The organism is Oscillatoria salina IIICB1 (assembly GCF_020144665.1).
In the GTDB taxonomy this organism is placed as follows: Bacteria; Cyanobacteriota; Cyanobacteriia; order Cyanobacteriales; family SIO1D9; genus IIICB1.
This window is the reverse complement of the sequence record NZ_JAAHBQ010000129.1, coordinates 1-10,573: the sequence shown is the minus strand read 5'-3', so window position 1 is coordinate 10,573 and position 10,573 is coordinate 1. Positions and strand designations below refer to the sequence as shown.

The following is a 10,573-nucleotide window of genomic DNA, read 5'->3' as shown; positions in this document are numbered from 1 at the left end:
AAATTACGGTGCGTAATTACAGACCGTAATTACAGACCGTAAAATTTTTAACCTACCAAGGGTTAAACTAAGTTGAGTGATGTCACTCAATATGATTTTGTGTCACATCTAATACTACACCTGTAACATTAAAGGCTAAGTGAGTGATGGATGAGTGAAATAAGTGTTTTCAAGTTTAGCCAAAGCTGTAATGTCCACTGGGTAAAGGATTCAACCTTTTCTACTATGTTTTACAGTAGTATGTGGTGCGTCTGGAAAAGTAAGTTTGGGGATTAGGGGTTGGGGATTGGGGATTGGGGATTAGGGATTCAGTTAACAGTTATAGCAGTACCAGATCAAGATATGACGTTTCTGAGCATTGTAGTGCGACCATCTTGGTCGCTAATTTAACGTAAAAGCATAGTGCTATAGCAGTTAGCAGTGAACAGTGAACAGTTATCAGTTAGCAGTTATCAGTGAACAGTTACCAGTTAGCAGTTTATCCTCTAATTCCCCCTTGTCCTCCCCAGTCCCCAGTCCCCAGTCCCCAGTCCCCAGTCCCCAGTCCCCAGTCCCCAGTCCCCAGTCCCCAGTCCCCAGTCCCCAGTCCCCAGTCCCCACCTCCCCATTATCCTGGTAAAGCAATCAAAGCCAGATCGACTCGATCTTCTTCAGGTTGACTTAAATTTACCCTAATTCCCGGACCGAAGAATTTAGCAATTTTTTCCTCCTTTTCAGACCAACTATCTAGAGAAACTAACGGCGACTCAAATTCTAAGACTAAAGTATAATTACCATTCACCTCAGTTTCCCGCAGCGATCGCAGAACTGGTCTTTCTTCGTCAGTGGGACTTAAACCCAAACGTGACAAAGACTCTTCTAAATGAGCTTCTTGACCATAACGATAGCGGGTAACGTCTTTGCGAATTTGATTTTGAATTGGTGTGGCTTGTTGTTCGCGTAAAGCCAAAATGTTAGGAGAAGTTGCTTCACTGTAGGGTACTGGTTTTAGTTCAGCAGCTTTGAGCGCTAAACCGCCTAGAAGAACCGGAATTCCGTAGAAAAAACCTACTAAATTCAGGGTAGCATTGCCAGTAGCGTAAGCCAGTAATCCGATAACGGTCAAGCATCCACCTACAACCAAACCTATTGATGCTAAAGGAAATTGACGTAACATAGATTAAAATATCACACCGAAAATAATTAGTTGAACTTTTATTGTCTCTTAATAATAAATATGTTTCACTCTTCCTTGCTCAAAACCCCTCTCCTAAGCAAACTTTAGGGAATTAGAACGAGATCGCCTAGGATCGATACAGGAGTTGACCGTTATTGTCTACTCTACTCACTCAAGCTCTGCTCGCGAACATGGTTAACCACAAAGATCCTGAAACTGCTAAAAATAAGAGTCGCATCCTACTCGAGCAGATCAAGTCCCTCCAGCAGGAGGATGAAACTTTGCATAACATTTTGGCTGTAGATGTTTGGGCTTTAGCCAAAACTATGGATGAGTTTCAACCAGGATTTTGGTCTGCTTTTATGAAAAACCGCGAGAAGGCGTTTAAGCGCTTTATTGCTGAAACGATAAAAAATAAGTCTAGTACCAGTCGCAAACGACCTCCCTTTCTACGCTAAAACTATAGAGTAACTAGAGTAGGCTTTTTCGAGATAAATTTGATGATGAATAAAGAAACGATTAAACAAAGAGTTGTCCAAATGGCTAGTAAGCGTGATTTTTTGGTCAAATTGCTAGAACAACCTAACTTAGGCACCCTGAGAATTGATGTAGATCAGGCTCTCGAAGAATTGGATGAGTTAGTTGAGGAATTTGAACAAACCTTTCCCGAAGAAAGAGGAATTGGCTAAATCTCTGTTGGAGAGGGAGTAGATTTGTTCGCCTAACGCCGATCGCTCTTGGTTTGAGAATTGAAGATCCTCGTTATTGATGAGCGAGCGATCGCTCTCCTAACTGTTCGATTAAATTTATTAAACTTTCTGTGGGAGTGTCTTTTTGACAGAAGGCGTCAATGTGAGCTTTTTTGGTCTTCGCTTCCCCTTGAGCATCTTCCACCGAAGAGTAGGCGATAATTTGAGTGCTAGGTGCTATTTTTTTGATCAGATTAGAGGCACTTAAGCCATCCATTACTGGCATTTGTAGGTCGAGAACAATCACATCTGGGTGATAGCGCTCGACCATATCTACTGCTTCTTGACCGTTGGTTGCAAGACCGACTAATTCGATGTTTCTCTTACTGGCAAGTGCTAACTTGAGAGTAAACCGAGTTAGTTCGTGGTCATCAACAACGAGAACTTGGAGGACTGGCTGCTGGCAAGACAACATAGACGTAACTTTTAACTACTACAAACGACATTTATTAACTTATAGGTCTAGTGTAAAGAAATTCTAAGCTCGATTGCCTCTACCATGCGAATGAATCATTTTGGACAAAAATATTAAGAAACAATTACCAGTATTAATTATTTTAGGCAATTTATTTACTTTTATTTTCAAGTAGTTGCTAAATTTACAGGAATTGGGGACTGGGAATTGGGAGAGGGGGTTTTCACCTGAGCAGTTATCAGTTATCAGTAGAGATTTGAGACAAGGAAGAGGGGGAGGACAAGGGAGACAAAGGGAAGGAATTAGAGTATAAACTGCTAAGGTGCTAACTGTTTCACTTGTTTTTACCTCACTAGCATCCTGCAAAGGTTGGAGTTCGTTGGTTAGCGAGTAGAATCAATACCTCGCGAGAATAATTGTTGCATAAAGAATTCTTCTAAGGAAGTACGAGCGAGATTCATGCCGATCAATTGAGCATTCATTAAGCTAAGATTGGCGAGAAACTCTTGGGGAGATCCTTTGAGTTGACCATACCACGTATCTTGTTCAAAACCAATATTTTCTAACCAACTCTTGAGAATATCGATATTTCCGCCTTTACCTTTAACGTGATAAGTTTCGCCAATACCGAGCAGTTCGTCAAGAGAACCAATACAGATTAACTCTCCACGTGCGAGAATGGCAACGCGATCGCAAATTTGTTCGACATCGGCTAAAATGTGCGAGTTGAAAAATACTGTCTTGCCTTGTTCTTTCAAGGACAGTATAATTTCTCGAATCCGGTAGCGTCCAGTAGGATCGAGTCCGGACATGGGTTCGTCGAGAAAAACGACTTCGGGATCGTTAATTAAAGCTTGTGCCATGCCAACTCTTTGCAGCATTCCTTTAGAATACTTGCGTAGCTGCTTTTTCTTGGCTGTAGTTCGATCTAATCCTACTAAGTCTAAAAGTTCTGGGATGCGTTGTTGCTGCACGTTGCGCGGAAGTTTAAATAATCCAGCGACGAAATGCAAAAATTCCCAAGCGGTTAGATAATCGTAGAAGTAAGCATTTTCTGGGAGATAGCCGATACGTTGCTTAACTGCGCGATCGCCAATTGGATTTCCTAGTAAAACTCCCCTTCCTGATGTACGCTGGATAATTCCCAACAATATCTTTAATAAGGTGGTTTTACCTGCTCCGTTTGGTCCAAGTAAACCAAAGGTTTCTCCTTCATACACCGTCAAGGTACAGTTTGTCAAGGATTCTACCTTTTGATTCATGAAAAAACCAGTGCGATAAACCTTGGTCAACTCCCAAGTTTGGACTACGGGTGTTCGTCCATTGGTTGTAGTTGCTTTTGTTTCTGTTGCAGCATCCATATTTACCAAATTAACTTAATGGTACTTAATTTATTTATTCCCTTTTTAGTTAATTTTCCAATCTCGGCGCTGTTTCAGCAAATTTTCCAGATTTGCAATTGCAGGACAAACCAGCCAAAATATTTGCTTTAGACTCCAAATAGACATCTTCAAGTATTATTCGTTTATTTTCAACTTATTTCGTCTACTTAGCCGATACTTGCTTATTTTTACTTAACAAATAAAGTATTAAAATATACATCTGTCTTGAGACTGACGGCAAATACTTGCAGAAATAATTACAGTTTATTAACAATTATCAAAATTAGTAAAGATCGACGGAGACTCATGAAACCTGTTACTCAAATTTCCAAATTAGCTTTAATTGGCTTGTTAGGCTTAGGTAGTGCGGTAGCTGTAGTATCTTGTTCAGCCCCTCCTGAAGAACAAGCACAAGTAGAAGAAGGTCCTGGGGCTGAAGACTCAGACACTCCCGCTATAACTGCGGAAACAGGAGAAGAAGAAGCTGTAGACACCGCAGAAAGCGAACAACCCCTTGAAACAGTTCAAGCTGAAGGTGGAAGTATCGTTGAAGTAATTACTAGCAATGAACAATTTTCCACTTTAGCTACAGCAGTTGAAGCCGCAGGATTAACAGAAACTTTAGCAGAAGGTTCCTACACTGTATTTGCACCGACAAATGAAGCTTTTGAGGCTTTACCACCAGGAACACTCGATGAGTTGCTTCAGCCAGAAAATCAAGAACAACTGGTCAAAGTTTTGCAGTATCACGTGCTTCCTCAAGAAGTAACCTCTGGAGAAATTACTCCTGGAAATGTGGCTACTGTCGAAGGCTCTCAAATCGATATTAGCGTTGATGATGCTACTAAAGCAGTGAAGGTAAATGAGGCGAAAGTTGTCCAGCCAGATATTGAAGCTAGCAATGGCGTAATTCACGTGGTTGACGAGGTGATTTTACCTCCTCAAAGCTAACTCAAAATGTATTTGCTGAAACTACAAAAGTCTCTGAGGCTTTTGTAGTTTTACTTTGGGACAGATCGGTTTACAATAATTTTATTTGGAGTTCTACGAAAAAAATGGAACGAGGCAAGGTGGTTGCCATTATTACCGGGATAATTTCGATCTTACTGGCTGTTGCTTATTTGGTGATTGTCCAAGTGCTTGATTTTCGTGGTGAGATGAAACCTGCTCCGGTTAGTCAGGTAAATATTGTCGAGGTTATGCACGTTAATTGTTAATTTATGTCTAGTCGTAGCTACGCAATTATTGGTACGGGTGCTATTGGTGGATTTTATGGAGGTTGTTTGCAGCGATCGCGCCACGAGGTACACTTTCTTTTACGCAGCGATTATGCTGAGGTGCAAGAGCGTGGTTTAATTATTGAATCTGTCCAAGGAGATTTTACCCTTCCTCACGTGCAAGCTTACCACGATCCGGCGAAAATGCCTGCTTGCGATGTGGCTGTGGTTGCGCTTAAGGCTACGCAAAACCATATTTTACGGCAAATATTACCTCATGTGCTGAAAGATGACGGGGTGGTTTTGCTGTTGCAAAATGGCTTAGGATGCGAACTGGAAATAGCCGAAATTGTTGGTTCTCGGCGAGTTATCGGCGGATTATGCTTTATTTGTGCGAATAAAGTCGGTGCGGGACATATTCGTCATTTGGACTACGGCGCAGTTAAACTTGCAGAATATGCTGATGGTTATCAAGCTTGTGGGATTACTGGGAAGATGCGCGAGGTTGCACAAGACTTTGAAGCTGCGGGAATACCAGTGGAGTTAGGGGAAGATTTAGCGCGATCGCGTTGGGAAAAGTTAATTTGGAATATACCATATAATGGGCTTTCTGTCGTTTTGGATGCCACCACTGAGGAAATGATGGCGGATAAAGAAATGCGGTTGTTGATTACCAATTTAATGCAGGAAGTGTTATTAGGAGCAAAAAGTAACGGACGAGAAATTCCTGAGAGTTTTGTGCAAAAAAATTTGGATCATACTGATAATATGGAACCTTATCTTACCAGTATGAAGCTCGATTATGACCGCCAACAACCTTTGGAAATAGAAGCAATTTTTGGTAATCCTTTACGAAGTGCTGCGGCTGCGGGAGTTAGTTTACCTCGGATTGAAATGTTGTATCAGCAATTGAAGTTTTTGGATCGTAAGAATAGAAGTTAATTGTAGTAGGAAATATTTAAGCCTGACGACTAGAAGTCGCGGCTACACAAACAAGGTTCCCCCTTCGCGTGCTAAGATAATTTTAGTTAAATTCCTAATATAAATCCAATGGAAATCAAACAACTACTAGCAGAAAAACGCGAAGAAATCCTCCAAATTGCAGCTAAACATGGTGCTGACAATGTGCGTATTTTTGGTTCAGTTGCGCGAGGAGAAGCGAATAAAGAAAGCGATATAGATTTTTTAATTAATGTTGGTGAAAAACACAGTCCTTGGTTTCCAGGAGGTTTATTAGCCGATTTAGAAGATTTGCTTGGTTGTAAAGTAGATATTGTTACCGAGAATGGACTTCATCAATTAATTCGCGAACGAGTTCTTTCTGAAGCTATACCATTATGACAGATGACCAAATTTATCTAGAATATATTATTCAGTGTATTGAGCATATTAATGAATACACTACTACTGGGAGAGAAGAGTTTTTTACTAATTCTATGATTCAGGATGCAGTTCTCCGACGCTTACAGACTTTAGCTGAATCAACACAACGTATTTCTGCTGATTTAAAAGTAAGGAAAACTGAAATTGATTGGCGAAGTATTTCAGGTTTTCGGAATATTTTAGTTCATGATTATTTAGGAGGAATTGACTTAAATGTAGTTTGGGATGTAGTTGAGCAAGATTTGCCCAATTTGCAAGCAAAGCTTGAGGAAATTTTGCAGGAGTTAGGAGAAATTTAAGCCTGACGACTAGAAGTCGCGGCTAGCTTCCCCTTTACGGGCTAAGATAATTCTTAGTTGAATTACTATTGATCTTTAAGGTTTTAATATTAATGAGTTTTTAATTGAAATTGAAGCAAATTTTCTCCTTCTATACTTTCCCTATGTCATTCAAAGTCTCATTAATCAAATCTTCAGTCACTCCCCTATATTTGAACCCTTTAATGAAACTAGAAATAGGTTGATTACGACTTTCTAGATAGTAAAGAATTGCCTCATAAGGTAAAGCTAATTCAATCGGATAATGTTTTGATTCATACGCTTCAATTAATGTTGTGAGAATTTCTAACTTATTTCCTTCTGGCGTATTTAATTCTACGTCAAAAAGACTTTCCACTTCTGCTAAAGCTTGACGATAATCTGCTTCTATTTTTATCGGTTTCAAATCCATTTATCTTTCCCTCTCTAAATAGTTGTTGCATCAATTTTGTCATATTCTTGATGGGTTCCGATAAAGCGAATAAAGACAATTCCTATGTCATAGCGAACATGAACAATGAGACGATAATCATTCCCTTTGATATTAAAAATAACCCGATTATTCGGCAAAATACTGGCATTAGCATAAATATTTTTGATATCTGTCGGACTCTGCCAATCCAGGCGAGATACATCATGAAACCATGCTTTTAAAGGCTGTTCTGAATCAGCGTGTTCCAAAAATCCCGCAAGGTACTCCTTGCAATAATCCTCAACGAATCATTTCCTCTCACTCATTGCTTTATGATACCAGACTTTTCATTGCTAATTGATAAGAATAAATTTTAAATTTAGCTTGTACCCTAAAGATCCGGGCTACGTGGACTAGATTTTTATTAGCAGGCTAAGATAATTCTATTTAGTTTCACCGTAAACTCGTCGTTATGGGCTGAAGTTAATTGTTTACGCTCCGGTTGCGGAGGTGATTAGTCAATGGATAAGTTAGAAGAATATCGTCAGGTTATTTGTAGTTTCTTAAAAGAACAAGGGGAGATTATTCCGATTAATGGTACAATTGAAACGGAAACTATTTTTGCTCGTGAAACAGACCGCTATTTATTATTACATTTAGGTTGGAATAATCAGCAAAGAATCTATGCTGTAATCATCCATCTTGAGGTTAGGGAAGGAAAAGTTTGGATTCAGCAAAATACGACTGATTTTTCTATAGCTGAGGAGTTATTAGAACGGGGAATTGTTAGGGAAGATATCGTTTTAGGTTTGAAACCTGCTTTTGTTCGGGAATATACGGGGTTTGGCGTTGCTTAACGGGACTGCGGGCTGCGAGTTTATTCGTTGGGCTAATAAGAGATGTTTCGCTGCGCTCAACATGACAATAAAAGTGATGTGAAGAATCACCGTTTTTCATGATTCCAGAGATGTTTCGCTGCGCTCAACATGACAATAAAAGTAATGTCAAGAATCCCCGTTTTTGCTCATTTCAAAGATGTTTCGCTGCGCTCAACATGACAATAAAAGTAATGTGAAGAATCACCGTTTTTCATGATTCTAGAGATGTTTCGCTGCGCTCAACATGACAATAAAAGCTTGAAATTACCAATCATCTTGTCTGGGAGTGGGGATTTCCCAGTCGTCAATGACAACTTCTTCTACTTCTAATTCTACGGTTTCTTCTGGCTCTTGTGGCTGTTCTAATTGTTCAAAGTTGTCTGTTAACGGTTTGACTACTTGCGCGATCGCCTGATTCACAAAGCTCTTGACAAATTCGTCTTTTCGTGCTAACTTAAATTGTCTCTGCACGACTTCGGTAATGCCACCATCGCCCCAGTCTTGACCTTGGCGGAAGTATTCGATAAAGCTTTTCCCCGCGATTCGAGTCAAATAAGCGCCAGTTACTCCTTGAATGGCTTTTCCGACTAAATATGTGGCAATATTCAATTGTAGGGCGGTAGAAAGTAATTGGACAGCGCCTTTAACCACACCTAAACTAACTAAAGTTTTCCCTAAAGATAACGCTAATTCGCGACCACTTTCTAAGTCTAATTGTAAGTCATAAACTTTACCAATTTCGACGACCATTTGTGCATTTACAGCCGCAGCCGCAAGTAAGTCAACACCAGGAAGAGGAGTTACCGCGATCGCGCCAGCCACAAGCCACTGATAACGGTCTATAATCTTATCAGCTTGTCTGCGTCTTTGTTTATCAATTAATTTCCGTGCTTCCTCAGAAAGTCGCTGCGATTGTAATAAGATATTATCAGCAATTAAATCTTCTCCTTCGGCGCGTAAAACTGCCGCGAGACGCTTTAACAGAGCAAATATTTCTGGATCTGGTTGGACAATTTCCCCAGTTTCTAAAGGTACTGGTTGCGGATTTGCACAGACGGTGACAATATCTGAAGGAGCAATAAAAGAATGCACTCGTTCGCGTAATTTAGCGAGAATTGCTGTTTCATCTTCGGGGGAATAAAGGTCAACTTTATTGAAAACTAAGAGACTGCGTTTCCCAATTTGCGCCAAATTTCTTAAAGGTTCGTATTCCGAAGCGCGTAAATCGTTATCAACTACAAATAATAATAAATCTGCTTGGGTTGCTAACTCTCTGGCTAATTGTTCTCTTTCCGTACCAGCAACACCAGCTTCCAAAATTCCCGGTGTATCAGTAATATAAATTTCGCGCGCTAAACCAGGTAATTGTAAACAATAAGTTTCTCCAGCTTGGGTAGTTCCCATCGGCGCACCCACTTCGCCAACCATACGTCCAATTAAAGCATTAACCACCGAAGTTTTGCCAGCACTTCCGGTACCAAAAACGATAACTCGGATCTCACCTCGTGCTAAATTAGCTTCAATTTCCTGCGATCGCTTCAGCAGTGCTTCTCGTGCTACCTCATCTTGAATCTTATCTACCTGCTGTCGTACCGCTTGCAAATTATAACTCGCCGCCTCATTTTTTTGCGCCGGAATTTTCGCAGCTTGACGACGCTGAGTAGTTTTTTTCGCACCTCCAGAGGTAGAAAGATGAAAATAATAAGCAAAAGCGCCAATAATTACCGCCAACAGCACAATAATTAACAGTAGGAGCAAATTTGCCAGTAGAGGTGCAGTAAAAGCAATTTCCGCATAAAGCTGGAAAATCGAATCAACCAATAACAGCGTCATTCCCAGGATAAAAATGACACCGATAATCAAAGTCAGTAGACGAGGTAATGGCACGAGATTGTAAAATTAACCAAAAATTGCTAGAGAAAAAATATTTAAGTTGTTTTCTGCTCTTAGCTAGATGCAGTTATTGTAATAAATACGAGAGATTCTTTCTAAAACTAGCCTACAACAAACTTTCATCGGCTAGCAGTAACTTAAAGTAGAGATTACAACTATGGGTTTATTTGACACAATCATCAACGCCATTGATTCGAGCGATCGCCAAGGAAGTTCGACTCAGTTAGCAACTCTAATCGATAGCGTACAACAACTCAGTAGCACCTATCAAACCAATCCTGGTGCGGTAGAATCAGCAATGTCAGTCGTCGGTAACTTTGTGCGATCGTCTCTCCAAGAAAAACGTCAAACTGGAGGAGAACAACAAGCGCAAGCGATCGTCAATCAATTCGGCGGTTTTCAACCCAGTACCCAAGCAATTAACGTACTCTTTAGCACACCCCAAATTCAGCAGCTTATTCGGGAAGTAGAAAGCAGAACCGGGCTAAACTCCGGTACAATCCAAGGAATGCTCCCAATTCTGGTTCCCTTAGTCTTGAACCTCCTCAAAACTGGTAATAGCACTTCCGCGAATAACTCTAATTCAGTTCTTAATAGCTTTTTGGATGCCGATCGCGACGGTGACGTAGATTTAGCCGATGCAATGCACTTAGCATCCCGTTACTTACAAGGTTGACTGCTCCCCTCCCTCCGCGTTGCTAAAGGGAGGGGATTCTTAAGCCATCCAAAAATGGACTCTATTTGGCGTAGTCAAAGCGCCCCTACTGACTC

Annotated in this window: 15 protein-coding genes; 9 read left to right on the top strand and 6 right to left on the bottom strand. The window is 40.5% G+C overall.

All coding sequences use genetic code 11. From position 1 onward, the window contains the following. Positions 1 to 607: 607 nt before the first annotated feature. Positions 608 to 1,156 carry a DUF2854 domain-containing protein gene (locus G3T18_RS24265; RefSeq protein WP_224413172.1) on the bottom strand — a complete coding sequence of 183 codons (549 nt, stop codon included), beginning with the start codon at positions 1,154 to 1,156 and terminating at the stop codon, positions 608 to 610. Between the two features lie 191 nt (positions 1,157 to 1,347). On the opposite strand from G3T18_RS24265, the gene G3T18_RS24260 reads away from it, so the two are divergent. Further along, entirely contained in the window at positions 1,348 to 1,614 is a 267-nt protein-coding gene (locus G3T18_RS24260; protein WP_224413171.1) for a hypothetical protein, read from the top strand. A gap of 45 nt (positions 1,615 to 1,659) precedes the next feature. Beyond that, entirely contained in the window at positions 1,660 to 1,845 is a 186-nt protein-coding gene (locus G3T18_RS24255; RefSeq protein WP_224413173.1) for a hypothetical protein, read from the top strand. A gap of 73 nt (positions 1,846 to 1,918) precedes the next feature. On the opposite strand, the gene G3T18_RS24250 is transcribed toward G3T18_RS24255, so the two are convergent. Beyond that, entirely contained in the window at positions 1,919 to 2,320 is a 402-nt protein-coding gene (locus G3T18_RS24250; RefSeq protein WP_224413170.1) for a response regulator, read from the bottom strand. A 383-nt stretch (positions 2,321 to 2,703) separates the two neighbouring features. Then, positions 2,704 to 3,681 (bottom strand): ABC transporter ATP-binding protein, encoded by a 978-nt coding sequence (locus G3T18_RS24245; protein ID WP_224413169.1) that lies wholly within the window; start codon positions 3,679 to 3,681, stop codon positions 2,704 to 2,706. 327 nt (positions 3,682 to 4,008) lie between these two features. On the opposite strand from G3T18_RS24245, the gene G3T18_RS24240 reads away from it, so the two are divergent. The 5 genes from G3T18_RS24240 (at position 4,009) to G3T18_RS24220 (ending at position 6,601) form a co-directional block, all read left to right on the top strand. Continuing rightward, positions 4,009 to 4,653: a fasciclin domain-containing protein gene (locus tag G3T18_RS24240; protein WP_224413168.1), complete on the top strand. Its 645-nt coding sequence runs from the start codon at positions 4,009 to 4,011 to the stop codon at positions 4,651 to 4,653. Between the two features lie 104 nt (positions 4,654 to 4,757). After that, a complete protein-coding gene (locus tag G3T18_RS24235; protein WP_224413167.1) occupies positions 4,758 to 4,919 on the top strand; it encodes a hypothetical protein in 162 nt (53 codons plus the stop codon). A 3-nt stretch (positions 4,920 to 4,922) separates the two neighbouring features. After that, positions 4,923 to 5,861, top strand: a complete 939-nt coding sequence (locus G3T18_RS24230; RefSeq protein WP_224413166.1) for a putative 2-dehydropantoate 2-reductase — start codon at positions 4,923 to 4,925, stop codon at positions 5,859 to 5,861. 108 nt (positions 5,862 to 5,969) lie between these two features. Continuing rightward, positions 5,970 to 6,260, top strand: a complete 291-nt coding sequence (locus G3T18_RS24225; protein ID WP_224413165.1) for a nucleotidyltransferase family protein — start codon at positions 5,970 to 5,972, stop codon at positions 6,258 to 6,260. Then, the gene (locus tag G3T18_RS24220; RefSeq protein WP_224413164.1) at positions 6,257 to 6,601 is read left to right on the top strand and encodes a HepT-like ribonuclease domain-containing protein; all 345 of its coding nucleotides are present in this window, start codon (positions 6,257 to 6,259) and stop codon (positions 6,599 to 6,601) included. The genes G3T18_RS24225 and G3T18_RS24220 overlap by 4 nt, the downstream gene beginning before the upstream one ends. A gap of 130 nt (positions 6,602 to 6,731) precedes the next feature. Here the strand turns inward: G3T18_RS24220 and G3T18_RS24215 are convergent, their stop codons facing one another. Next, positions 6,732 to 7,031: a helix-turn-helix domain-containing protein gene (locus tag G3T18_RS24215; RefSeq protein ID WP_224413163.1), complete on the bottom strand. Its 300-nt coding sequence runs from the start codon at positions 7,029 to 7,031 to the stop codon at positions 6,732 to 6,734. A 14-nt stretch (positions 7,032 to 7,045) separates the two neighbouring features. Continuing rightward, a complete protein-coding gene (locus G3T18_RS24210) occupies positions 7,046 to 7,300 on the bottom strand; it encodes a type II toxin-antitoxin system HigB family toxin (protein WP_224413162.1) in 255 nt (84 codons plus the stop codon). 252 nt (positions 7,301 to 7,552) lie between these two features. Here G3T18_RS24210 and G3T18_RS24205 point away from each other — a divergent pair, with 252 nt between their 5' ends. Continuing rightward, positions 7,553 to 7,888 (top strand): XisI protein, encoded by a 336-nt coding sequence (locus G3T18_RS24205; RefSeq protein WP_224413161.1) that lies wholly within the window; start codon positions 7,553 to 7,555, stop codon positions 7,886 to 7,888. Between the two features lie 285 nt (positions 7,889 to 8,173). Here the strand turns inward: G3T18_RS24205 and G3T18_RS24200 are convergent, their stop codons facing one another. Beyond that, the gene (locus G3T18_RS24200) at positions 8,174 to 9,796 is read right to left on the bottom strand and encodes a YcjF family protein (protein WP_224413160.1); all 1,623 of its coding nucleotides are present in this window, start codon (positions 9,794 to 9,796) and stop codon (positions 8,174 to 8,176) included. A 163-nt stretch (positions 9,797 to 9,959) separates the two neighbouring features. On the opposite strand from G3T18_RS24200, the gene G3T18_RS24195 reads away from it, so the two are divergent. Continuing rightward, positions 9,960 to 10,478 carry a hypothetical protein gene (locus G3T18_RS24195; RefSeq protein WP_224413159.1) on the top strand — a complete coding sequence of 173 codons (519 nt, stop codon included), beginning with the start codon at positions 9,960 to 9,962 and terminating at the stop codon, positions 10,476 to 10,478. The last annotated feature ends 95 nt before the right edge of the window (positions 10,479 to 10,573 follow it).

Coding starts and splice junctions, on each gene's coding strand:
- G3T18_RS24265 (WP_224413172.1), bottom strand. CDS start 1,156: ATGTTACGTCAATTTCCTTTAGCATCAATAGGTTTGGTTGTAGGTGGA.
- G3T18_RS24260 (WP_224413171.1), top strand. CDS start 1,348: ATGGTTAACCACAAAGATCCTGAAACTGCTAAAAATAAGAGTCGCATC.
- G3T18_RS24255 (WP_224413173.1), top strand. CDS start 1,660: ATGAATAAAGAAACGATTAAACAAAGAGTTGTCCAAATGGCTAGTAAG.
- G3T18_RS24250 (WP_224413170.1), bottom strand. CDS start 2,320: ATGTTGTCTTGCCAGCAGCCAGTCCTCCAAGTTCTCGTTGTTGATGAC.
- G3T18_RS24245 (WP_224413169.1), bottom strand. CDS start 3,681: ATGGATGCTGCAACAGAAACAAAAGCAACTACAACCAATGGACGAACA.
- G3T18_RS24240 (WP_224413168.1), top strand. CDS start 4,009: ATGAAACCTGTTACTCAAATTTCCAAATTAGCTTTAATTGGCTTGTTA.
- G3T18_RS24235 (WP_224413167.1), top strand. CDS start 4,758: ATGGAACGAGGCAAGGTGGTTGCCATTATTACCGGGATAATTTCGATC.
- G3T18_RS24230 (WP_224413166.1), top strand. CDS start 4,923: ATGTCTAGTCGTAGCTACGCAATTATTGGTACGGGTGCTATTGGTGGA.
- G3T18_RS24225 (WP_224413165.1), top strand. CDS start 5,970: ATGGAAATCAAACAACTACTAGCAGAAAAACGCGAAGAAATCCTCCAA.
- G3T18_RS24220 (WP_224413164.1), top strand. CDS start 6,257: ATGACAGATGACCAAATTTATCTAGAATATATTATTCAGTGTATTGAG.
- G3T18_RS24215 (WP_224413163.1), bottom strand. CDS start 7,031: ATGGATTTGAAACCGATAAAAATAGAAGCAGATTATCGTCAAGCTTTA.
- G3T18_RS24205 (WP_224413161.1), top strand. CDS start 7,553: ATGGATAAGTTAGAAGAATATCGTCAGGTTATTTGTAGTTTCTTAAAA.
- G3T18_RS24195 (WP_224413159.1), top strand. CDS start 9,960: ATGGGTTTATTTGACACAATCATCAACGCCATTGATTCGAGCGATCGC.